This window comes from Stenotrophomonas sp. 21LCFQ19, assembly GCF_056861425.1.
Genome location: NZ_JBSPUF010000010.1, coordinates 144,337 through 166,307 on the forward strand (window position 1 = coordinate 144,337; position 21,971 = coordinate 166,307).

General features: G+C 63.5%; 21 protein-coding genes. 13 read left to right on the forward strand and 8 right to left on the reverse strand.

Annotated elements, in window-relative coordinates; genetic code table 11:
* Positions 1-283: 283 nt before the first annotated feature.
* On the reverse strand, positions 284-1,432 hold the full coding sequence (locus tag AC13FW_RS12755) for an acyl-CoA dehydrogenase family protein (protein WP_482989292.1): 1,149 nt from the start codon (positions 1,430-1,432) through the stop codon (positions 284-286).
* 127 nt (positions 1,433-1,559) lie between these two features.
* Between AC13FW_RS12755 and AC13FW_RS12760 the strand changes: the two genes are divergently transcribed.
* The 5 genes from AC13FW_RS12760 to AC13FW_RS12780 all read left to right on the forward strand — a co-directional run bounded on the left by AC13FW_RS12760 (position 1,560) and on the right by AC13FW_RS12780 (position 7,777).
* Complete coding sequence (locus AC13FW_RS12760) at positions 1,560-2,489, forward strand: ArsR/SmtB family transcription factor (RefSeq protein WP_296246162.1); 930 nt, start codon at positions 1,560-1,562, stop codon at positions 2,487-2,489.
* Between the two features lie 21 nt (positions 2,490-2,510).
* Positions 2,511-3,590, forward strand: coding sequence for a homocysteine S-methyltransferase family protein (locus tag AC13FW_RS12765; RefSeq protein WP_482989293.1), 1,080 nt, complete (start codon positions 2,511-2,513; stop codon positions 3,588-3,590).
* Positions 3,591-3,600: 10 nt separating this feature from the next.
* Positions 3,601-4,203 carry a short chain dehydrogenase gene (locus AC13FW_RS12770; protein ID WP_482989294.1) on the forward strand — a complete coding sequence of 201 codons (603 nt, stop codon included), beginning with the start codon at positions 3,601-3,603 and terminating at the stop codon, positions 4,201-4,203.
* Entirely contained in the window at positions 4,203-7,022 is a 2,820-nt protein-coding gene (metH, locus tag AC13FW_RS12775; protein WP_482989295.1) for a methionine synthase, read from the forward strand. The genes AC13FW_RS12770 and metH overlap by 1 nt, the downstream gene beginning before the upstream one ends.
* 71 nt (positions 7,023-7,093) lie before the next feature.
* Positions 7,094-7,777: a hypothetical protein gene (locus tag AC13FW_RS12780; RefSeq protein ID WP_296246169.1), complete on the forward strand. Its 684-nt coding sequence runs from the start codon at positions 7,094-7,096 to the stop codon at positions 7,775-7,777.
* 46 nt (positions 7,778-7,823) lie between these two features.
* Here the strand turns inward: AC13FW_RS12780 and AC13FW_RS12785 are convergent, their stop codons facing one another.
* Complete coding sequence (locus AC13FW_RS12785; RefSeq protein ID WP_482989296.1) at positions 7,824-8,723, reverse strand: LysR substrate-binding domain-containing protein; 900 nt, start codon at positions 8,721-8,723, stop codon at positions 7,824-7,826.
* A gap of 91 nt (positions 8,724-8,814) precedes the next feature.
* Between AC13FW_RS12785 and AC13FW_RS12790 the strand changes: the two genes are divergently transcribed.
* From AC13FW_RS12790 to AC13FW_RS12805, 4 genes are all read left to right on the forward strand, one after another.
* Complete coding sequence (locus tag AC13FW_RS12790; RefSeq protein WP_303746627.1) at positions 8,815-9,486, forward strand: ankyrin repeat domain-containing protein; 672 nt, start codon at positions 8,815-8,817, stop codon at positions 9,484-9,486.
* A gap of 52 nt (positions 9,487-9,538) precedes the next feature.
* Positions 9,539-10,990 (forward strand): amidohydrolase family protein, encoded by a 1,452-nt coding sequence (locus AC13FW_RS12795; RefSeq protein ID WP_482989297.1) that lies wholly within the window; start codon positions 9,539-9,541, stop codon positions 10,988-10,990.
* A 418-nt stretch (positions 10,991-11,408) separates the two neighbouring features.
* Entirely contained in the window at positions 11,409-12,593 is a 1,185-nt protein-coding gene (locus AC13FW_RS12800) for an MFS transporter (RefSeq protein ID WP_482989298.1), read from the forward strand.
* Between the two features lie 63 nt (positions 12,594-12,656).
* Positions 12,657-13,199: an NMCC_0638 family (lipo)protein gene (locus AC13FW_RS12805; RefSeq protein WP_482989299.1), complete on the forward strand. Its 543-nt coding sequence runs from the start codon at positions 12,657-12,659 to the stop codon at positions 13,197-13,199.
* Positions 13,200-13,349: 150 nt separating this feature from the next.
* Here AC13FW_RS12805 and AC13FW_RS12810 read toward each other — a convergent pair whose 3' ends face one another.
* From AC13FW_RS12810 to AC13FW_RS12835, 6 genes are all read right to left on the reverse strand, one after another.
* Positions 13,350-15,416 (reverse strand): acyltransferase family protein, encoded by a 2,067-nt coding sequence (locus AC13FW_RS12810; protein ID WP_482989300.1) that lies wholly within the window; start codon positions 15,414-15,416, stop codon positions 13,350-13,352.
* A 61-nt stretch (positions 15,417-15,477) separates the two neighbouring features.
* Positions 15,478-16,125: a DUF2058 domain-containing protein gene (locus AC13FW_RS12815; protein WP_482989301.1), complete on the reverse strand. Its 648-nt coding sequence runs from the start codon at positions 16,123-16,125 to the stop codon at positions 15,478-15,480.
* Between the two features lie 8 nt (positions 16,126-16,133).
* On the reverse strand, positions 16,134-16,373 hold the full coding sequence (locus AC13FW_RS12820; protein WP_282269502.1) for a SlyX family protein: 240 nt from the start codon (positions 16,371-16,373) through the stop codon (positions 16,134-16,136).
* A complete protein-coding gene (locus tag AC13FW_RS12825; protein ID WP_482989302.1) occupies positions 16,366-17,715 on the reverse strand; it encodes a UDP-glucose dehydrogenase family protein in 1,350 nt (449 codons plus the stop codon). Before AC13FW_RS12825 ends, AC13FW_RS12820 begins: the two co-directional genes overlap by 8 nt.
* Positions 17,716-17,741: 26 nt before the next feature.
* Positions 17,742-18,722, reverse strand: a complete 981-nt coding sequence (locus AC13FW_RS12830) for an FKBP-type peptidyl-prolyl cis-trans isomerase N-terminal domain-containing protein (RefSeq protein ID WP_296246189.1) — start codon at positions 18,720-18,722, stop codon at positions 17,742-17,744.
* 85 nt (positions 18,723-18,807) lie between these two features.
* Positions 18,808-19,368, reverse strand: a complete 561-nt coding sequence (locus tag AC13FW_RS12835; RefSeq protein ID WP_482989323.1) for a glutathione peroxidase — start codon at positions 19,366-19,368, stop codon at positions 18,808-18,810.
* A gap of 134 nt (positions 19,369-19,502) precedes the next feature.
* On the opposite strand from AC13FW_RS12835, the gene AC13FW_RS12840 reads away from it, so the two are divergent.
* From AC13FW_RS12840 to AC13FW_RS12855, 4 genes are read left to right on the forward strand one after another with little or no spacing between them, the layout of a single operon-like run.
* Positions 19,503-19,745: a hypothetical protein gene (locus AC13FW_RS12840; protein ID WP_282269508.1), complete on the forward strand. Its 243-nt coding sequence runs from the start codon at positions 19,503-19,505 to the stop codon at positions 19,743-19,745.
* 3 nt (positions 19,746-19,748) lie between these two features.
* Positions 19,749-20,111, forward strand: coding sequence for a GntR family transcriptional regulator (locus AC13FW_RS12845; protein WP_282269510.1), 363 nt, complete (start codon positions 19,749-19,751; stop codon positions 20,109-20,111).
* Positions 20,108-20,977, forward strand: coding sequence for an ABC transporter ATP-binding protein (locus AC13FW_RS12850; protein WP_482989303.1), 870 nt, complete (start codon positions 20,108-20,110; stop codon positions 20,975-20,977). Before AC13FW_RS12845 ends, AC13FW_RS12850 begins: the two co-directional genes overlap by 4 nt.
* Positions 20,974-21,954, forward strand: coding sequence for an ABC transporter permease (locus tag AC13FW_RS12855; protein ID WP_482989304.1), 981 nt, complete (start codon positions 20,974-20,976; stop codon positions 21,952-21,954). Before AC13FW_RS12850 ends, AC13FW_RS12855 begins: the two co-directional genes overlap by 4 nt.
* Positions 21,955-21,971 lie beyond the last annotated feature (17 nt).

Here is a 21,971-nt window from a genome sequence, read left to right on the forward strand (position 1 = left end):
TTTTGTTGGGCTGCGCTTGGCGGGGGGGGGGGTTCGCCGCAACCCCCTCGGCCGAGCATGGCTCGGCACCACCGTCCGCCTGCCCCAAATCCACAAAAAACCCCGGCAAAGCCGGGGTTTGTTATTGCAGCTTGTGGGAGCGGTGTAAGCCACGAAGCCCGCATCCCATCAGATTGCGGGCTTGATTGGCCACCCAGCACTTTAGGCTTCGCAGCTTACGCCGCTCCTACACGAGCCAAATTGCCAGAAAAGCCTCTGCCGAGCATGGCTCGGCACTACAGGTTTAGCGCACGCCGGTTTCGTTGCGGGCGATGACCAGGCGCTGGATTTCCGAGGTGCCTTCGTAGATCTCGGTGATCTTGGCATCGCGGAAATAACGTTCCAGCGGCATTTCCTTGGAATAACCCATGCCGCCGTGGATCTGCACGGCCTGGTGGGCGATCCACATCGCTGCTTCCGACGCGGTCAGCTTGGCCACGGCCGCTTCGGTCGAGAAACGCTTGCCCTGCGACTTGGTCCAGGCTGCACGCAAGGTCAGCAGCATGGCTGCGTCGAGCTTGCACTTCATGTCGGCGATCTTGGCCTGGATCATCTGGAAGCTGCCGATCGGCGCGCCGAACGACTTGCGCTCCTTCACATAGGCAAGCGAGGCTTCATAGGCCGCGCGGGCGATACCCACCGCCTGCGAAGCAATGCCGATGCGCCCCGAATCCAGCAGGCTCATCGCGATCTTGAAGCCCTCGCCCTCCTTGCCGATCACATCTTCCGCTGCAGCGACGTAGTCCTGGAACTCGATCTCGCAGGTCGCCGATGCACGCACGCCGAGCTTGGGCTCGGTCTTGCCGCGACCGAAGCCTGGCTTGCTGGTGTCGATCATGAAAGCGGTGATGCCGCGCGAGCGCTGTTCCGGATCGGTCATCGCAAACAACACGATGTAACGCGCGACTGGGCCGGAAGTGATCCAGCTCTTCTGGCCGTTGATCACGAACGAACCGTCCGCCTGCTTGACCGCACGGCAGCGCATGGCAGTCGCGTCGGAGCCGGACTGCGATTCGGTCAGCGCGAACGCGCCGATCTCGCGGCCTTCGGCAATCGCCCGCACATAGGTCTGCTTCTGTGCTTCGGTGCCATGGCCCAGCACCGCGTTGCAGAACAGCGAATTGTTGACCGACATGATCGTGGCATGCGCCGCGTCTGCCGCCGATACCTCGACGATGGCCAGCACGCTGGAAACCGGGTCCATGCCCGAGCCGCCGTATTCAACCGGCACCTCGATGCCCATCAAGCCGTTCTCACCCAGCAGGCGGATGTTTTCCAGCGGGTACTCGCCGGTGGCGTCGAAGTGCTCGGCGCTGGGGGCGATCTTTTCTTTGGCGATACGACGCGCGACGTCCTGCAGCATCAGCTGCTCGTCGGAATAACTGAAATCCACAACACCCCTCCCAGGGCCTGATCAAGTTGCGATTGTAACCATCGCCACCGCATTCAGCCTATGCATCGCCTTGACCGAAACTGGCAACATGGCCAAAATATCTCTATATCGCGATAGGTAGATATTTATGGATCTGGAAGACTGGTCAACCCGTCTGAAAGTGTTCGCCGATGCGACGCGCGTGCGTCTGCTGACGTTGCTGGAACAGGAAGAATTGACGGTGGCCGAGCTGTCGGCCATCACCACGCTGGCGCAGCCACGCGTCTCCACCCATCTGGCCCGGCTCAAGGAAGCCGGCCTGGTGCGTGACCGTCGTGCAGGCGTCTCGGCGTACTACCGCTTTGACGAGGCCGCACTGGACCCGGCACAGCGCGCATTGTGGCATGCACTGAGCACCGGCAGCGACGACCCCTTGCTGCGCCAGGATGCCGAACGCGTACCGGCCGTACTGGCCATGCGCGCCGCCGACCAGAACTGGGCCGACAGCGTCGCTGGCGACATGGAACGCCACTACTCACCGGGCCGCACCTGGGAAGCGATGGCGCGCAGCGCCCTGCCCTTGCTGGAAACCGGCGACGTGCTCGACATCGCCTCCGGCGACGGCGTACTGGCCGAGCTGTTGGCCCCGCACGCACAGCGCTATGTCTGCATTGATACCAGTGCACGCGTGGTTGCCGCCGCCAGCGAACGCCTGCGCAAGCTGCCGAATGTGGAAGTGCTGGAAGGTGACATGCACAAGCTGCCATTCGCCGATGGCAGCTTCGATCTGGTCGTATTGATGCATGCCCTCACCTACTCCAGCCACCCGGCCAAGGCCGTGGCCGAATGCGCCCGCGTGCTGCGCCCGCAAGGCCGGCTGATGCTGTGCAGCCTGGCACGCCACGAGCACAAGGTTGCGGTCGAAGCCTATGGCCACGTCAACCTTGGCTTCACCGGCAAGGAACTGCGCAAGTTCGTCGAGAAGGCCGGGCTGGAAGTCTCCAGCCTGGAGACCGTCACCCGCGAGAAGCGTCCGCCGCATTTCGAAGTGATTTCCCTGATCGCGCACCAACCCTGACCCCACAACCCGGCCCGCCCTATGCAAGCCCTCCCCTGGCTCCACCCCGATCGCGTCGACAAGCTGCTCGGCGCCTTGGCCAAGCGCATCCTGATCATCGATGGTGCGATGGGCACGATGATCCAGCGCCATCGTCTTGAAGAAGACGACTACCGGGGAGCACGCTTCAGCGGCGGCTTTGACAGCCAGCACGCACATGGTGCCGGCTGCGGGCATGACCTCAAGGGCAACAACGACCTGCTCCTGCTGACCAGACCGGACGTGATCGCCGGCATCCACAGCGCCTATCTGGATGCCGGCGCGGACCTGCTGGAAACCAACACCTTCAACGCAACCTCGGTCAGCCAGGCCGACTACCACCTTGAACATCTGGTCTACGAGTTGAACAAGTCAGGCGCCCAGATCGCCCGCCAGTGCTGCGACGCGGTCGAAGCCACAAACCCGGACAAGCCACGCTTCGTGATCGGCGTGCTTGGCCCGACCAGCCGCACCGCGTCGATCAGCCCGGACGTGAATGATCCTGGCTTCCGCAACACCAGCTTCGATGAGCTGCGCGCGACTTACCGCGAGGCCATCGATGGCCTGATCGATGGTGGCGCCGACACGCTGATGGTGGAAACCATCTTCGACACGCTCAACGCCAAAGCCGCCTTGTTCGCCATCGAGGAAGTATTCGATGCGCGCGGTGGACGCCTGCCGGTCATGATCTCCGGCACCATCACCGATGCCTCCGGCCGCACCTTGTCCGGGCAGACCGCCGAGGCCTTCTACGCTTCGGTCTCGCACAGCCAGCCGCTCTCGATCGGCTTCAACTGCGCCTTGGGTGCCACCGACATGCGCCCGCACGTGGAAACGCTATCGCAGGTATCCAGCGGTTACGTCAGCGCGCATCCGAATGCCGGCCTGCCCAACGCCTTTGGCGAGTACGACGAAACGCCCGAGGAAATGGCGACCACGCTGAAGGAGTTCGCCCAGTCCGGCCTGCTCAACCTGGTCGGCGGCTGTTGCGGTACGTCGCCCGATCACATCCGTGCCATTGCCGAAGCCGTTACGGGGCTGCCGCCACGTGTGCTGCCGGTGGCGGCGGACAAGGCCGCCTGAGGAACTCACGATGAAGAAAATCCTGCTGGTTGGTGCCACTGGCACCCTGGGTTCGGCGGTTGCGCAGCATCTGCGGCAACGGCATCAGGTCATCACTGCTTCGCGCTCGGATCCGCTGCACCGCGTTGATCTGGCTAGCGATGACAGCGTGACCGCGCTGCTGCAGGCGGTTGGCCCACTCGACGCGATAGTCGCCACTACCGGTAGCGTCCACTTCGGGCCGGTGACGGAGATGAGGCCGGCGCAGTTCACGCAGGGATTGCACGACAAGCTTCTAGGCCAGGTGCGGCTGGCCTTGCTTGGCCAACACCATCTGCGCGATGGCGGCAGCATCACCTTGACCACCGGCATCCTCACCGAACAGCCGATCGCGCAGGGCGCCAGCGCCACCAGCATCAATGCTGCCATCGAAGGTTTCGTGCGCGCTGCCGCCCTCGAACTGCCACGCAGCCTGCGCATCAACGCGGTGAGTCCCAGCGTGCTGAGCGAGGCGCTGGATGCATATGGCGACTTCTTCCCCGGCTTTGAACCGGTCTCCGCCGCCCGCGCCGCGCTGGCCTACCAGCGCAGCATCGACGGCATCGCCAATGGACAGGTTTTCAAGGTCTGGTAATGAGCAACGACACAGCACCCCGCTACACCCGGCTATCCGGTCTTGAGCCGCTGGTCATCACCCCTGACCTGCTGTTCGTCAACGTCGGCGAGCGCACCAACGTCACCGGCAGCGCGCAGTTCCGCAAACTGGTCAAGGAAGAGCGCTACGAGGAAGCCGTCGACGTTGCCCGCCAGCAGGTGGCCAGCGGCGCGCAGATCCTCGACGTCAACATGGACGAAGGCCTGATCGACTCGGAGAAAGCGATGGCGCGCTTCCTCAACCTGATCATGTCCGAGCCGGATATCGCCCGTATCCCGGTGATGGTCGATTCCTCCAAATGGAGCGTGATCGAGGCCGGCCTCAAGTGCCTGCAGGGCAAGAGCGTGGTCAACTCGATCTCCCTGAAGGAAGGCGAGGAACTGTTCATCGAGCATGCGCAGCTGGTGCGCCGCTACGGTGCCGCTGCGGTGGTGATGGCCTTCGATGAAGTGGGCCAGGCTGATACCTGCGAGCGCAAGGTGGAGATCTGCACCCGCGCCTATCGCATCCTGACCGAGCAGGTCGGCTTCCCGCCGGAAGACATCATCTTCGACCCGAACATCTTTGCCGTGGCCACCGGCATCGAGGAACACGACAACTACGCGGTGGACTTCATCGAAGCCACCCGCATCATCAAGCGCACGCTGCCCCATTGCCATGTGTCCGGCGGCGTCTCGAACGTCTCGTTCTCGTTCCGTGGCAACGAAACGGTGCGGCAAGCGATCCACTCGGTGTTCCTGTACCACGCCATCAAGGCCGGCATGGACATGGGTATCGTCAACGCCGGTGCGATGCCGATCTATGACCAGCTCGACCCGGAACTGCGCGAGCGCGTCGAGGACGTGATCCTCAACCGCCGCCGCGACGGCACCGAGCGGCTGCTGGAAATCGCCGAACGCTACAAGGGCAAGAAAGGCGAGAAGAAGGTCGAGGACCTGGCCTGGCGCGAACGGCCGGTGCGCGACCGCCTGGCCCACGCGCTGGTGCAAGGCCTGGATGCCTGGGTCGAGGAAGATACCGAGGAAGCACGCCAGCAGGCGGCGCGCCCACTGGACGTGATCGAAGGCGCCTTGATGGATGGCATGAACGTGGTCGGCGACCTGTTCGGCGCCGGCAAGATGTTCCTGCCGCAGGTGGTGAAGTCGGCGCGCGTGATGAAGAAGGCCGTGGCCTACCTGCTGCCCTTCATCGAAGAAGAGAAGGCGCGTACCGGCGATGTCGGCAAGTCCAACGGCAAGATCATCATGGCCACGGTCAAGGGCGACGTGCATGACATCGGCAAGAACATCGTCGGCGTGGTGCTTGCCTGCAACAACTTCGAGGTGGTCGACCTTGGCGTGATGGTGCCGGCGCAGAAGATCCTGGACGCCGCCCGCGCCGAGAATGCCGACATCATCGGCCTGTCCGGGCTGATCACGCCCTCGCTGGAGGAAATGAGCCATGTCGCCAAGGAAATGCAGCGGCAGGGCTTCGAGATGCCGCTGATGATCGGCGGCGCAACCACCTCGCGCGCGCACACTGCGTTGAAGATCGACCCGTTCTACAGTGCGCCGACGGTGTGGGTGAAAGATGCCTCGCGCGCCGTCGGCGTGGCCCAGTCGCTGATCTCGCGCGAGCTGCGCGCCAGCTTCGTCGCCGCCAACGATGCCGACTACGCCGACATCCGCCAGCGCCATCGCAACCGCGGTGATGCCAAGCGTCTGGTCTCGCTGGAACATGCACGCGGCCAGCGTTTTACGTGCGACTGGAGCCAGTACACCCCACCGACGCCGAACCAGCCGGGTGTGCATGTGTTCGACAACTATCCGCTGGAAGACCTGCTGCCGGTCATCGACTGGACGCCGTTCTTCCAGGCCTGGGAACTGGCTGGAAAGTACCCCGCGATCCTGACGGACGAGATTGTTGGTCCGCAGGCCAGTGATCTGTTCGCCGATGCGCAGGCGATGCTGAAGCGGATCGTGGATGAGAAGTGGCTGACAGCACGGGCTGTGTTTGGGATCTGGCCGGCGAATAGTGATGGCGACGACGTGCAGATAGCCCTTCTCCCGTCGGGAGAACAAAGGGCCTGCCCCCGCGAAGGCGGGGGTGCCCGAAGGGCGGATGAGGGTGCGGCATGCCAAACATCTCTGACTCCACACACCCTCACCCCAATCCCTCTCCCGGAGGGAGAGGGGCTTGAGCAACACACCCTGCACTTCCTCCGCCAACAGGTCGACAAGCCTGCCGAGCGGCCCGACTTCTGCCTGGCCGACTTCATCGCACCAGCAGACAGCGGCAAGCAGGATTGGATTGGCGCGTTCGCGGTTACCGCCGGCATCGGCATCGAGGAACACGTTGCCCGCTTCGAGGCCGACCACGACGACTACAACGCCATCCTGCTCAAGGCCCTTGCCGACCGCCTGGCCGAGGCCATGGCCGAGCGCCTGCACCAGCGCGTGCGCACCGAATTCTGGGGCTACGCCAAGGACGAGCACCTCGACAACGAGGCATTGATCGCCGAGAAGTACAGCGGCATCCGCCCAGCCCCCGGTTACCCGGCCTGCCCCGAACACAGTGAAAAGCAGACCATCTTCCAGCTGCTGGACGCGCAAGGGATCGGCATGTCGCTGACCGAGAGCTTCGCCATGCTGCCTACCGCGGCGGTGTCCGGTTATTACTTCAGCCACCCGCAAAGCCAGTACTTCGTGGTTGGCCGGGTGTCCCGCGAACAGGTCACCGACTACGCCAAGCGCAAGGGCGTGGATCGGGCGCAGGTGGAACGCTGGTTGGCCTCCAACCTCGATTACGATCCGGAGTAACCAGCAACTGCTGGTGGCGACAACCGCGCCGCCAGCGCCTATCCTGCCAGCTGCCCCCAAGCCAAGACCCCATGCAAAGCCGCAATGCAGAGCTGATCCGCAAGCACGCCGCTCCCGGCCGCATCGGCCTGTGCGGCACGGATGACTGGGTCGGCAAGGCGATCCGCAAGGCACAGGCGCCGCTGACCCAGGACGGTCACCGCAGCCTGTGGTCGCACGCATTCCTGTTCAGTGAGCAGCGGCTGGATGGACACTGGTGGGTGTTGGAATCGGACCTGGACCTGCGCAATCGCCAGCTGCGGCTGGGCGCGCAGGAAAACCGCGCCGATCGTTACTTCGACGACGAAGCCTTCCCGAACCTGGCCATCCTCGACTTCGGCCTGGATGCCGCCCAGACCCACAAGGTACAGATTGCCGCACTGGACCTGCTGTCAGGGCTGTCCAGCTATTCGCTGAGCGAACTGGTCGGCACCTTGTTTGCGATGCACAGCACCCGCCTGCGTCGGCGCAGCAACCTGCTGTCCAAGGAAGGCGCCCTCTACTGCTCGGCGATGGTGCAGCACTGCTATGCCGCGGCCGGCATCGATCTGCTGCCAGGCGTTCACGGCAAGAACGTCGCACCGCAGGACATCTACGACGCCGCCCTGCCCCACACCACCCACTCGTTGATCCGCGACCTGGGCATTTCCAGCCTGCGCCGCTTCACCCATGGAGCCAAAGAGCTGCTGGATACGCCGGTCGAAGACCTGTTCTGACGTAGTTGGTGGTTGGCAGTCGCCAGCTATCTGGCTGCCACAGACCTCAACCCATTTCCTGCTCAAGCATCTGGATCAGCAACGCGGCCAAGGCCTTGGCTTCCGGGTCCGCCGACGGGCGGTGCAGGACCGCCAGCTCGACGCTGTCGATACGCGGCAAGCCGGACTCCACCCCCAACACCACGTGCCCGGCTGTCATCGCCCGCGCCGGCAACAGGCTGATGCCCAAACCATCGGCAACCGCTGACTGGATGCCGCCAAGGCTGGAACTGGTGAAGCTGATGCGCCACCGCCGCCCCAGGCGTTCAATCGCGTCGATCATGTCTTCGCGGTACATGCCACGCGGCGGAAACGCCACCAGCTGCACCGGCTCCATCCCGAACGAGGGACTGCTGGCACTGTCCACCCAGCACATCGGCTCCGGCCAGCACGCCACGCCCTCGCGGCTGCCACGCCGTTGCTTGACCAGGATCAGGTCGAGCTCGCCGCGGTCGTAACCCTCGGCCAAGGCACGACTCAAGCCGCTGCTGACCTCCAGCTTCACCCGCGGGTAGGCCTTGGTGAATTCAGCCAGCACCGGCGTGGTACGTCCTGCAGCGAAATCTTCCGGCACCCCCAGCCTTATCACCACCGCGGCACCATCGCCCGACAAGGCTTCTGCCAGCTGCTCGTTGAGCGACAACATGCGCCGGGCGTAACCCAGCACGGTCTCACCGATGTCCGTCGGCCGCACATCGCGCACCCCGCGATCCAGCAGGCGGTGCCCGGCAAGGTCCTCCAACCGCCTCACTTTCTGGCTGATGGTCGACTGGGTGGAATGCAGGCGCGCCGCGGCGGCAGTGAAACTGCCGCAATCGGCCACCATCACCAGTGCCCGCAGCAGATCCAGCTCGAAGTAAGCCCTATTTGTTTTTGAACTGGACCCGACCACGACATTTAATTTCACGATGGCTCGCCGCACTTGTAGCATCGCCTGCAGGTTTGGGCAAACGCCCTTCCCCGCTGCAGGCACACAGCAACCCGGACAGAGGCAGGCAATGAGCGTAGAGAACTGGATCGCCGCCCCGGCATTGGCTGCCGTGCTGCTCACTTCCAGCGGCGTCGGCACCAGCACGGTCAACGCGGAGCATCTGCAACAAGCGGCTGAAGCCGGCGACAGCCAGCGCATCGCCTTGTTGCTCAGCCAGGGCAGCGGCATCGACAGCCGCGATGCCAATGGACGCACGCCCTTGCTGCTCGCCATCCGTGCGCGGCAGGCCGAAGCCGCACGCGTATTGATCGCCGCTGGCGCTGATGTCAACGCCAAGGACCGCATGCAGGACAGCCCCTATCTCTACGCCGGCGCCAGCGGGCAGACCGAGATCCTGCAGATGACCCTGGCGCACGGCGCCGACCTGCGCAGTACCAACCGTTACGGCGGCACCGCGTTGATACCCGCTGCCGAACGCGGCCATGTCAGCACGGTGCAGCTGCTGATAGAGGCCGGCGTTGACGTCGACCACATCAACAACCTTGGTTGGACCGCGCTGCTGGAGACCGTCATCCTTGGTGACGGCAGCCAACGCTACGCGCAGATCACCCAATTGCTCATTGCCGCCGGAGCGGACGTCAATCTTGCCGATGAGCAGGGTGTGACGCCCCTGGCACATGCACGCCAACGCCGGCAAACCGTTATTGAGCAGCTGCTGCGCGCGGCAGGTGCCCGTTGAAGCACTCTACGAACTCGCACTACCCGGCAACCGCCTACCACTGGAACCACCGATGAAGACCACGCTCGGCCTGCTGCTGACCACCCTCGCGGCAACCACATCCCCTGCGATCGCAGCCCAATCCCAAGCAGACGTGGTGATCCGCCATGCAACCGTGATCGATGTCGAACACGGCCGCGCGATAGCGGACCAGGCCGTGGCCATCCGCGGCGGCAACATCGTCGCCGTCGGTGACGATGCACACATCGGAACGCAATGGCACGCGAACACCGCCATCGACGGCCGCGGTCGGTATCTCATTCCCGGGCTGTGGGACATGCACGTCCACTTCGGCGGCGGTCCCGCGCTGATCGACGAGAACAAGGCCCTGCTGCCGCTGTACGTTGCACATGGCATCACCACCGTGCGTGATGCATCGGGTGATCTGGCCGAGCAGGTGTTGTCGTGGCGCGGGCAGATCGCCAGCGGCCAGTTGTTCGGACCGCAGCTGTTCACCTCCGGTGCCAAGATCGAAGGTCTGGCGCCGGTGTGGAAAGGCACGATCGAGGCCGGTGACAAGGCCGGTGTGGATGCGGCACTGGACCGCGAGCAGCGCGACCAGGTCGACTTCGTCAAGATCACCGACAGTACGCTGAAGCCGGAGCTGTTCCTGTACGCCGTCAGCCAGGCCAAGGCGCGCGGCATGCGCAGTTCCGGTCATGTCCCGATGGCCTTGACCGTAGGCCAGGCCATCGAGGCCGGCATGAGTTCGATCGAGCACCTGGACTATGCCTTCAAGGCCGGGGTCAAGGATGAGGCTGCAATCGCTGCCGATTTCGCCGCCGGCAACATCGACCGCGCCGAGGCCAACCGCAGGCTGCATGCCGGCTTCGACCGCACCACCGCGATGGCGGCGTATCGCCGCTTTGCCGAACTCGGCGTCGCCGTGACCCCGACACTGGACGGCGGCCGCATCATCGACTTCCTCGACGTCGAACCGCGTGACAACGACCCCTACCTGGCTTACATCGGCCCAGGACTGCGCGATACCTACACGTGGCGCGTCGAGCGTGCAGCCAAGGCCACACCCGCACAGATCGAAGCCCGCCACGCCCACTATGCCCAGGTGGCAGCGGTGCTGCCGATGCTGCAGGAAGCCGGCGTGCGCATCATGGCCGGCACCGATGCGGGCTTTCTGAACTCCTACAATTTCCCCGGTATCGGCCTGCACAACGAGCTGGCACTGTATGTGCGCGAAGGGCTGACGCCGGCGCAGGTGCTGCAGTCGGCCACCCGTGCCGGCCCGGCCTGGTTCGGGAAACTCGATCGCTACGGCGCGGTCGCCGAAGGCAAGGCGGCGGACCTGGTGTTGCTGGACCGCAATCCGCTGCAGGACATCGCAGCCACCCGCGCGATCAATACCGTGGTGATGCGCGGCAAGGTCTACGACCGTGCCGCACTGGACGCGATGCTGGCCGAAACCAAGGCGCAGGTCGCCGAATGGAATGCCAAGGCCAAGCCCTGACCTCTGTTCGCGGCCATAGACCGGCAAAGCCACTCAAACAGCTCGGTAGCCCGGCTGTTTGCAGGAGCGGCGCAAGCCGCGAAGCAAATGATTTGTCAGCTGGCAGGTATCTCGAGAACTGCAGCAGCGCCAGCTTCGCGACTGGCGCCGCTCCTACAAACGGATACCCAACCTGTCTCCCGGATGCGCTGCGCCAACCCGGGCTAACTGCAGGACGCACAGACCTGCACCGTTTTTGTGGGAGCGGCGGAAGCCGCGAAACAAGCGCATTGTCAGCCAGCACAGGCCTCAAGCACTGCAACAACACCAGCTTCGCGGCTTACGCCGCTCCTACAATCCAAAGCCCGCAAAAGGCACAATAGGGGCCGCGGCACATGCCGCCGCCCCCTTGCCTGCCCAGCGCGTCCAGCGCCTTCCCATGACGTCCGTTGCCCTGCCAGCGCAGACCGTGCCGACCGCACGCCTGTCGAGCTTCTATTTCTTCTACTACGCCGCGCTGGGCGCGTTCACGCCGTATTGGAGCCTGTACCTGCAGTCGCGCGGCATGACCGTCACCGCCATCAGCGTGATGATGAGCCTGTGGTACGCCACGCGGGTGATCGCTCCCAGCACCTGGACCTCGCTGGCGGCCGTCTCGCCGCACCCGATCCGCTGGCTGCGCGTGGGCTGTGTATTGACCATCGCCTGCTTTGCCGGTTTCCTGGTGCCCGCGCCGCCCTGGACGCTGTACGCGGTAATGATCGCGTTCTGTTTCTTCTACAACGCGGTGATGCCGCAGTTCGAATCGATCACCCTCACCCACCTGGGTGCGGACAGCCATCGCTACGGCATGATCCGGGTCTGGGGCTCGCTGGGCTTCATCATCGTCGTCACCCTGTTCGGCTGGCTGATCGAGAAACACGGTGCCGGCAAGCTGCCATGGCTGATGCTGCCACTGTTCGCGCTGCTGACCGGTTCGGCCTTCCTCAACCGTTATGCGCGCAATATCACCGCGCGCAGCCAGCACGAAGCAGGCTTCTGGAGCATCGTGCGGCAGAAGCCGGTCCTGGCCTTCTTCATCGCCGCCTTCCTCGAACAGCTGTCGTTCGGCCCCTACTACACCTTCTTCTCGCTCTACATGGACCAGCACGGCTACAGCACCTCGCTGCTTGGGCTGATGTGGACCGTCGGCGTGGTGTTCGAAGTGGCGGTGTTCTTCCTGATCGCGCGCTTCTTCCGTCGCTGGGATGCCAGCTGGTTGCTGATCATCTCCATGGGCAGCGCCGTGTTGCGCTGGTGGGCCACCGCGCTGTGGCCAGAGAACCTGCCGGTGATGCTGGTCGCACAAACGACTCATTGTCTGGGCTTCGCCGCGTTCTTCGCCTCGGCCATGCAGCTGCTGGCACGCTACTTCCCGGGCAACCTCAATGGACACGGCCAAGGGCTGTTCTATGGCTTCTCGTCGGGACTCGGCGGTGTGCTCGGCGCCCTGATCGCGGGCCAGCTCTGGCAGTTCGGCGACGGCAGGCTCGCCTTCATCGTCGGCGGCTGTTTCGCCCTGCTCGGCACCCTGATCGCCTGGTACTGGCTGCCGCCTTCGCGCCAGGCCCGGCGCATGCGCTGAATCCTGCAGGCAGGCCAAACCCCTGCTATAACTGCGCCATCTCACGGCACAGGGGGCTCTGTCATGAAATACGGTTCCAGCCTGTACACCTTGCTGGCGGCGATACCGCTGCTTGCAAGCAGTACTGCCCACGCCAGCGACGACTCGCTCGCGCCGATCGGCATGTTCGCCGGCGTCTGCCTCGATCTGCTCGACAAGCCCGATACCTTTGCCGAGGTGATGAGCAACCGCGGCGACCGCGTGCAGGATGCGGAGGCAAGCGAGTTCCTCGGCCACAAACCCGGCAAGGCCTGGTATGTCAACCACGAAGGCATCCCTTACGGCTTCTCCTGGGCCGATGATGGAACCTGCCGGATAACCATCTTCAGCGGCGATGCCAAGGGGCTCGCCAAGGAGTTCGGTGACCTTGGTCGGATGGCCCCTGCAGGCTATGCCTCGACAGCGGAACTCACCTCGATCGACGAAAGGGGCTGGACGGTCCACACCTACACCTGGCACGGCGACGGCGAAGACCGCGCCATCCAGATACGCCTGTCACTCAATCCCGAACCCGGAACGGGTTTACGCGGCAATGCCAGTGCCCGTTACCTTGCAGCACCGCGTTGAGCTCGGGCAACTGATCCGCGATCACACAACCTCGCGCCGCGTGCACGCTGCGCGATCGCACCAGGTCGAGGAACACACCGAACCTTCAGCCCCGATTCCGGGCCAAGGCAGCGATCCCAGCCTCCCTACCGCACGCAGAACACGTCCAACTCAACGTATTTCCGCCGCCTGATGGCTGCGGAATGAGGGCAGCAACACGCGATTGCCGTAACCGCTCAAATGGTCACCGTCGAAATAGAGCGGCCTCCCCGCTTGCTCTGGCTGGCAGGTCGTCCCTGGGCACAGTACCGGCAACGGGTCCCAGACACTTGCGCCAGGCAGCGCCTGCGCCACCTGCTGCAAGCTGGTCAATGCGGGTGCCCGCAGTGCTTCCATTCGCTCACGCGCAACCGCCATGCCATTCACGCAGATTGGATTGCTGCGGTTGAACGCATCCGAGCAGCGGAACGGCGGGGCAGCCAGCACCGGCTTCGGCGCTTCCAGCACGATCCGCACGCCGCGATCCGCCAGTGGCTTCAGCTCGACGATCGCAGCCTGCACGTCGGCAGCACGTTGCGCGGCTGATGCCTCACTCAGTACCGATGCATACGCCTGCTGCTGATCGAACAGGCCATATTGCTCAACCAGCCTTGGCACCCGCAGACCGGGCAGGAACAGCACATCGCCGGCACGCGCCTGGGCGGCAACATCAGCCAGCGTGTTGTGTACGTAGGCATCGCAGCCCGGATCGGCTTGTTGCCGACCTTGCAATCCGACCAGCGCACAGCCTGTACTTGCGTACAGGCGGGCCTGCCCACCGTCGAGTAAAACCACGCGGCGGAGCATTTCGCCATATGCCAATGCATGCGAGTCACCCGCCACGAACAGACGCCACTCAGCGCCTTTCCCAGCAGCACACTTGCCACGCTCGAACTGCTGCACGTGATCACCCGTGATCGACAGGCGCGACACCACCAGTTCGCAATCAGGGAATTCCTTCTTCAAACTCTTCGCATACGGGTACCAGTCCAGCGGATGGCGACTGACTGTGCTCAGGGAAATATGCTTGGCAGCGCGCTCCAACTGCTTTTGCACAGCCATACCCAGCAACACCAACACCACGCCGGCCGTCACCCAACGCAGGTCCGAGCCACGCCAGCGCCTGCCAAAGCGCAACGGCTGCTCGACCCAGCGCCATGACAGCCAAGCCAACTCCGCGGTGCAAACCAAAGCCAGTGCCCCGGTGAGCAACGAGTCCAAGCCAACCGTCCAACGGAACAGCACGAATACCGGCCAATGCCATAGATAAAGCGAATATGACATCCGCCCTATCACCAGCATCGGTTGCGCCGACAGACCGCTGCCGACCCAGCTGGCAGCGGAGCGATGCAGCAACGCCAGCAAACCCAGCGTGCCCAGCACCGGCCATAAACCATCGATCCACGGCGAGTGGCCGGGACGCGCAGCCCACAACCCATAAGCCAGCATGCTGGCACTGCCCAACTGCAACAGCATTGACCAAGGCCCCGTCGTCAGGCGCGACTCTGCGGTCACATGCCTACGCATGTCGAGCATCTGGAACAGCAGTACACCCGCGCCCAACTGCCAGAACCGCGTGGTGGTCTGGTAGAAGGACGCGATCTCCTGCCCGCCCTGCAGCGCGCGGCTGATCGCAAACAGCAGCGAACCAGCCGTGGCAAGGCCAAACAACAGCATCGACAAGCCCCGGCCCCGGCCGCCTTTGGACCAAGCCATGAACAACAGGGGGAACAGCAGATAGAACTGTTCCTCCACGCCGAGTGACCAGGTATGGGTGTAAGGATTGAACTCACTACGTGGCGAGAAGTAATCGTTGCCCGTGCCGGCCAATACCCAGTTGCTCAGCCCCACAAAGGCCATGCGCCCGGTCTTGCCACTGGTTTCGCTGAGCCAGGACTCGGGAATGAACAAGGTGCTCAGCAGGCCGGTGACCAGCAGGCACACGACCAGCGCCGGCATGATCCGGCGCATGCGCCGCGCATAGAAACCCAGCACTCCCTTCCAGCCCCCGAAGCTGGAAGAGCGCGCCACAGAGGCACTGACCACATAGCCGGAGATCACGAAGAAGACATCCACGCCGGTAAAACCGCCCGGCAACCAGCTCGGATTGAGGTGGTAGAAGATGACCGCGAGCACGGCAATGGCACGCAGGCCGTCAACGTGGGGGTAATAGCCTTCCTGCTTCGGATGTCCCTGCATTGCATTCCCCTCAAGAAAACGGGCGCCGCTGGCGCCCGTTGTCTGCATCATATCGAATCGCTTACCAGACCAGATCGTCCGGCACCTGGTACTGCGGGTCCGCGTAGGGATCAGCATCCGCCGGAGCATTCGGATCGACCTTCAGCGCCACTGCCTGGGCAAAGATCCCCTCGGCCTGTGCCAACACCTCGGCTGTCACCAACAGGTAGCGGCCGTTCTGCTGCAGCACGCCGAGTTCACCGGCGTTGAGCGCCTTGAGTTGATCAGCGTTGACGTAGACGCGCTTGATCTTGCCGCCATACGGGAAATGACGGGCAATGTCGGCGTTCGGATCGTTCAGACTCTTGTCCTTGATCAGCTCATCGAGCTTGGCGCGCGCCTCACGGCGCAGGCGTGCTTCTTCCTGCTTGGCCTGTTCGGCCTGGATGCGTTCGTCCTTTTCCTTCTGCGCACGGATCGCATAGGCCTTGGCCAGATCGATGTCTTCCTGCGAGCGCGGCTTGCGTGGCCCCTGCTGCGGCCGACCTTGCCCGGGCTTGCCCGGATGGGAAGGCTTGCCAGCGTGCACGGGTTTGTTGCCAGCCTGTGGCCGGCCCTGCCCCGGCTTGCCCTGCGGGCGGCCGTCACGACGCACTTCCGGCTTGCGCTCCGGCTTGGGAGCAGGTTTGAAACCCAGCCCTAGCAGCTGGTCACGAATATTGTCACTCATGGGAAATATCAGTAGTGCGGGGGCGGTGGTTCATCGGCGGCGTCGGCATACAACGCCGTGCGCACCTTGCCCAGGTCATCAAGTAGGTGGCGCAGCAGATCAGCGTTGCGCGAGCCCTGCATGCGGGCATCAGCCAAAGCCTCGCTCATCTCCGCCAACGCCTGCTCCTGGAAGGAAACACGCATCTCCAGTTCAACCAGGCGTGCTTCCAGCGCTTGTTCGCGCTGCTCGGGAGTTGATTCATGCATGTACGGAACGTCCTCGACCAATGCCGTAATACGCCAGGCCTGCGGCTTCGATTTCAGCCGGGTCGTAGAGGTTACGGCCATCAAATACCACCGCATCACCCAGCGCTTCACGCATGCGCGCAAAGTCCGGGCTGCGGAACTGCTTCCACTCTGTGATCACCACCAGAGCGTCTGCGTCATGTAGCGCGGCAAATGCGGAATCGCAGAAAACCAGGTCATCACGCTCGCCAAAAACGCGGCGGGCTTCGTCCATGGCTTCCGGATCGAACACCTGCACCTTGGCGCCGGCTTCCCACAGCTGTGCCAATACGCGCCGGCTCGGTGCCTCGCGCATGTCGTCCGTGTTCGGCTTGAATGCCAGCCCCCATACCGCAAAGGTCTTGCCACGCACGCCTTCGTCTTCACCGCGATCGTAGTGACGCTGGATCAGCTCGAAGAGATGGCCTTTCTGGGCGGCATTCACCGCCTCCACCGCATTGAGCAGCTGCGGCTGGTGACCGTGCTGTGCGGCGGTTCGCGCCAGCGCCTGCACGTCCTTGGGAAAACAGGAGCCTCCGTAGCCAGCACCTGGATAAATGAAGTGCCAGCCGATGCGCGGATCAGAGCCTATGCCCTGGCGCACCTGCTCGATATCGGCACCAACGCGCTCGGCGATATTGGCGATTTCATTCATGAAGCTGATCTTGGTCGCCAACATCGCGTTGGCGGCGTACTTGGTCAGCTCGGCCGAACGCACGTCCATTTCCACAACGCGATCACGGTTGCGGTTGAACGGCGCATACAGTCGCCGAAGTACCGTCACCGCCTGATCGTTGTTGGCACCAATGACGATGCGATCCGGGCGCATGCAGTCTGCGACCGCATCACCTTCTTTCAGGAACTCGGGATTGGAGACCACATCGAAGGCAATCTCCTGGCCGCGCGCGGCCAGCTCTTCTGCGATGGCAGCGTGAACCTTGTCCGCAGTGCCAACCGGCACCGTCGATTTATTCACCACCACCGTCGGCCGCGCCAGATGGCGGCCGATGGTGCGGGCAACCGCCAACACGTACTGCAGATCAGCACTGCCGTCTTCGTCCGGCGGCGTACCGACCGCGATGAAGATCACCTCACCGTGGTCGATCGCCTTCGCCGCTTCCGTGGTGAAGGCCAGACGCCCGGAGGCGTGATTGGCCTTCACCATCGGCTCCAGGCCAGGTTCGTAGATCGGGATGATGCCGCGCTCCAGACCATCGACCTTGGCCTGGTCGATATCGACGCAGACCACATCGTGCCCTACTTCCGCCAAGCAGGTCCCGGTCACGAGACCCACATAGCCGGTTCCGAAAATAGCTACACGCATGGTTGCGTCTACTCCGTAACTCAGCCTTACGGCATGACGCCCAGCAACTCGACGTCGAAGCTCAACGTCGCGTTCGGGCCGATCGGACCGCCCGGGGTGCCGGCTTCGCCATAGGCCAGTTCACCCGGAATCCAGAAGCGGTACTTGGAACCAACCGGCATCAGCGCCACGCCTTCGGTCCAGCCCTTGATGACCTGGTCCAGACCAAAATCAACCGGCTGACCGCGCTGGTAGCTGCTGTCGAACACTTCGCCGCTGAGCAGCTTGCCTTCGTAGTTGACGCGCACGCGGCTGGTGGCCATCGGGCGCTCGCCGCTGCCGGCGCGGATCACCTGGTACTGCAGGCCCGAAGCGGTGGTCACCACGCCCGGCTGGGTCTTGTTCTTGGCGAGGAAAGCATTGCCTTCTTCACGGTTTGTCTGGGCAGCCTTGCCGGCCGCGGCCTTCATTTCAGCTTCCTTGGTGGCGCTGAATGCCTGCAGCACGCCCTGCGCCTGCTCGTGGGTCATCAGCGGGGTGCCCTTGGCGAACACGGTGCTGACCGCCTGGAACACCGAATCCAGATCAATCTCATCCTTGATGCGTGCCAGCGACGGGCCGACGGCGAAGCTGCCCAGCATCAGGCCAACCTTTTCGCGGTCAACCGACGGCGGTGCACTGCCCGGGGCCATGCCCGGAACCTGCTGGCCCGAACGCGCCATCATCACGGTGCGCAGTGCCTGGTCGGTCTTCTGTGCATCTTCCTGCGACAGCAGCGGCTGGCCGCCAGCAAAGGCGTTCTCAACGGCACGGCGCAATGCGGCCACGTCTACTTCCGAGGCAACCGGCTCAAACGAGCTCGCCACGTCGAGACCGATGGCGTAGCCAATCTTTTCACGATCCGAGGTCAAAACAGACTTCTCCTTGGTCGCCGCCGCAGCGGCAGGTTGTTGCGAAAAAACGACCCCGGGGGCCGCCATCGCCAAAATCAGAAGCGACGCAACCGCGCCACGCTTTCCCATCTTCATTCGCTGCATTCCTGGAAGTGAACAAACGCCACCGGCGGCGCGAGGGGCGACATTGTCGCACGCGCACCGCAGATGTCGAGGCACATCAGCGCCGTGGCGCGGGTGCGTCCAGCGCGCGATCAATCGCTGCCCGCAGCTCCGGGTCATCCGGTTTCACCCGGCTGGGGAACTGTGCCAGGACCCGACCATCGCGTGATATCAGATATTTGTGAAAGTTCCAGGCCGGCGCCACGCCACTGATGCGCGTCAGATCCTGATACAGCGGCGTCGTTTCCGGCCCGATCACATGAACCTTCTGGAACATCGGGAATTTCACCCCATAGGTAAGCGTGCAGAACTCCTGGATCTGTTCCTCACTGCCAGGCTCCTGGCCTTTGAAATCATTGGATGGAAAGCCCAATACGGCAAAACCACGTGGCGACAGTTCCTGCTGCAATGCCTCCAGCCCCTCGTATTGCGGGGTAAACCCGCACTTGGAGGCGGTATTCACTACCAGTAGCACCTTGCCGCCATACGCGCGATTCAGGTTTACCTCTTCTTTTCCGGCCAGCGAACGGTAGTTGCGGTCAAGCAACGGACCGGCAGCGGCATCCAGTGCCACACCCCCGCCAGCAATAAAAGCAATAGATATCAACAAATTACGAATGCTCACTGGCTTCTCCTGAACACTACAAACAAGTTTGGAACGGCATAAGCCATTAGTTTGGTCGCAAGCAGTTGCATGTTGGCGTGTCGGTGTTATAGTTGCATACAACACCAGCCACCCTACACAGGGGCCCCATGAACACCAAGCACGGCAGACACGCTCTCCACGCACTGATGGTCACAGGCACCTTGCTGTTGCTGGGCTGCTCAACCTCCCTCGGCAACGGCCTTGCCGATGCCAGGGATTATGCAGCCCAGGTGGGCGGTGATGGGCAGGATGCCGACGAAAGCCCCAAAACGAAACGACCGGCCCGGCGTATGCGGACCAGTCTTTCGATGCCTTATTTTTCTTTCGCACAGCTGAATTCGCGGAGCTGACCCATGAGCGATATCCAGTGGAGCGATGGCGCTCCCATTTACCGCCAGCTGAAGGATCGCGTGATAGCGATGATGCTGGACGGAATCCTGAAGCCGGGCGATGCCCTGCCCTCGGTTCGCCAGGTAGCGGCCGAGTACCAATTGAATCCGATCACCGTCTCGCGCGCCTATCAGGAGTTGGCCGACGAGAACCTGGTCGAGAAACGCCGTGGCCTTGGTATGTTCATGACCGAGGAGGCCGCCCAGAAGCTGCGCGGCAACGAGCGTGATCGTTTTCTCAATGACGAATGGCCGGCCGTGCTGGAGCGCATCCAGCGCCTGGGCCTGACCATGGAAGATTTGCTGCCACCGGGGACCACTCTATGAACGCCGTCGAAGCCGTCGTTTCCGCCAAGGGCCTGCGCAAGGCCTACAAGCAGAAGCCAGCGCTGGACAACACCAGCTTCACCATCGAACCGGGCCGCATCGTCGGCCTGATCGGCCCCAACGGCGCCGGCAAGACCACGGCGCTCAAGGCCCTGCTCGGCCTGACCTCGTTTGACGGCGACCTGCAGGTACTGGGCATGGACCCGCGCAGCCAGCGCGACGACCTGATGAATGATGTCTGCTTCATCGCCGACGTGGCGGTGCTGCCACGCTGGTTGCGGGTCAAGGAAGCCATCGACTTCGTTGCCGGCGTGCACCCGCGTTTTGACCGCGCCCGCTGCGAGCGCTTCCTGGCCAACACCAAGCTCAGCCCCAAACAGCGCGTGCGCGAGATGTCCAAGGGCATGGTGGTACAGCTGCACCTCGCCCTGGTGATGGCCATCGACGCCAGGATCCTGGTGCTGGACGAGCCCACCCTGGGCCTGGACATCATGTACCGCAAGGAGTTCTACCAGCGCCTGCTGGAGGATTACTTCGACGAGCAGAAGACCATCATCATCACCACCCACCAGGTGGAAGAGATCGAGCACATCCTGACCGACGTGCTGTTCATCCGCGACGGTTCGATCGTGCTGTCCTCCGACATGGAGGCACTGGCCGAGCGCTACACCGAGCTATTGGCCTCGGCCGACACACTGCAGGCAGCGCGTGCACTGGGTCCGATCGAAGAACGCGCCCTGCCATTCGGCAAGACCGTGCTGCTCTTTGATGGCGCCAACCGCAACCAACTCGCCGCCATGGGCGAAATCCGCACCCCCGGCCTGGCCGACCTGTTCGTGGCCACCATGAAGGGAACCTACGCATGAACGCCGCTCACCACATCACCCCGCTCGGCAAGTTCAAATGGCTGCTCAAGCGTGAGTACTGGGAAAACCGGGGCGGCTTCGTCTGGGCCCAGGTCATCACCGGCGGCATCGCCATCCTGTTCGCCATCATCGGCGCGCTGATTGGCGTGTTCGCCGCCCGCAATTCCGATGGCATCAACCACACCGGCGATGTCAGCGAATACCTCAAGGTCATGGGCGCATTCGGCGATGGGCTGCTGCTGGCAGGCATCTTCCTGGCATCGTTGATCCTGGCCTTCGTGGTGTTCTTCTACGCACTTGGCAGCCTCTACGACGATCGCCGCGACCGCAGCGTGCTGTTCTGGAAGTCATTGCCGGTCTCGGACACCCAGACCGTGCTGTCCAAGGCCCTGTGGGCACTGGTATTGGCACCGCTGATCGCGATGGCCATCGGCCTGGCTGTCGGCCTGGTGCTATGGGTAGTGGCCATGTTGGGCGCAGCCGGTGCCGGCGCCACCAGCCCCTGGGCGATTGCCACCCACTCGCACCCGTTCCGCATCCTGGGTCTGATCCTGAGCACGCTTCCGGTCAGCCTGCTCTGGGCGTTGCCAACCGTCGGCTGGCTGATGTTCTGCTCGGCGCTGGTGCGGACCAAGCCGTTCCTGTGGGCGGTGCTGATCCCGCTACTGGCCTGCACCATGATCAGCATCCTCGGCGCGATGCCGGGCGTGAAGCTGCCGCTGGGCTGGATCTGGTACACCGTTGCCTACCGCGGCCTGCTCAGCGTGTTCCCGTCTTCCTGGCTGCCGCGCGGCCTGACCGACACCAACATCCGTGGCGAAGACCTGCAGACCCCGGCCGACCTGGTGCAGTGGTTGCTGCAGCACCATAGCCTGGGCAAGGTACTCTCCAACCCGGATATCTGGATCGGCGCCGTGGTCGGTATCGCCTTGATCGTCGCCGCCATCTACCTGCGCCGCCGTCGCGACGACATCTGAGTTCTGATCAGGAGAAT

Bases quoted from the DNA above. Each gene is read 5' to 3' on its own strand.
- metH (WP_482989295.1), top strand. From the start codon at position 4,203: ATGAGCAACGACACAGCACCCCGCTACACCCGGCTATCCGGTCTTGAG.
- AC13FW_RS12815 (WP_482989301.1), bottom strand. From the start codon at position 16,125: ATGAGTGACAATATTCGTGACCAGCTGCTAGGGCTGGGTTTCAAACCT.
- AC13FW_RS12800 (WP_482989298.1), top strand. From the start codon at position 11,409: ATGACGTCCGTTGCCCTGCCAGCGCAGACCGTGCCGACCGCACGCCTG.
- AC13FW_RS12850 (WP_482989303.1), top strand. From the start codon at position 20,108: ATGAACGCCGTCGAAGCCGTCGTTTCCGCCAAGGGCCTGCGCAAGGCC.
- AC13FW_RS12840 (WP_282269508.1), top strand. From the start codon at position 19,503: ATGAACACCAAGCACGGCAGACACGCTCTCCACGCACTGATGGTCACA.
- AC13FW_RS12770 (WP_482989294.1), top strand. From the start codon at position 3,601: ATGAAGAAAATCCTGCTGGTTGGTGCCACTGGCACCCTGGGTTCGGCG.
- AC13FW_RS12780 (WP_296246169.1), top strand. From the start codon at position 7,094: ATGCAAAGCCGCAATGCAGAGCTGATCCGCAAGCACGCCGCTCCCGGC.
- AC13FW_RS12820 (WP_282269502.1), bottom strand. From the start codon at position 16,373: ATGCATGAATCAACTCCCGAGCAGCGCGAACAAGCGCTGGAAGCACGC.
- AC13FW_RS12795 (WP_482989297.1), top strand. From the start codon at position 9,539: ATGAAGACCACGCTCGGCCTGCTGCTGACCACCCTCGCGGCAACCACA.
- AC13FW_RS12765 (WP_482989293.1), top strand. From the start codon at position 2,511: ATGCAAGCCCTCCCCTGGCTCCACCCCGATCGCGTCGACAAGCTGCTC.
- AC13FW_RS12825 (WP_482989302.1), bottom strand. From the start codon at position 17,715: ATGCGTGTAGCTATTTTCGGAACCGGCTATGTGGGTCTCGTGACCGGG.
- AC13FW_RS12760 (WP_296246162.1), top strand. From the start codon at position 1,560: ATGGATCTGGAAGACTGGTCAACCCGTCTGAAAGTGTTCGCCGATGCG.
- AC13FW_RS12855 (WP_482989304.1), top strand. From the start codon at position 20,974: ATGAACGCCGCTCACCACATCACCCCGCTCGGCAAGTTCAAATGGCTG.
- AC13FW_RS12790 (WP_303746627.1), top strand. From the start codon at position 8,815: ATGAGCGTAGAGAACTGGATCGCCGCCCCGGCATTGGCTGCCGTGCTG.
- AC13FW_RS12810 (WP_482989300.1), bottom strand. From the start codon at position 15,416: ATGCAGGGACATCCGAAGCAGGAAGGCTATTACCCCCACGTTGACGGC.
- AC13FW_RS12845 (WP_282269510.1), top strand. From the start codon at position 19,749: ATGAGCGATATCCAGTGGAGCGATGGCGCTCCCATTTACCGCCAGCTG.
- AC13FW_RS12805 (WP_482989299.1), top strand. From the start codon at position 12,657: ATGAAATACGGTTCCAGCCTGTACACCTTGCTGGCGGCGATACCGCTG.
- AC13FW_RS12830 (WP_296246189.1), bottom strand. From the start codon at position 18,722: ATGAAGATGGGAAAGCGTGGCGCGGTTGCGTCGCTTCTGATTTTGGCG.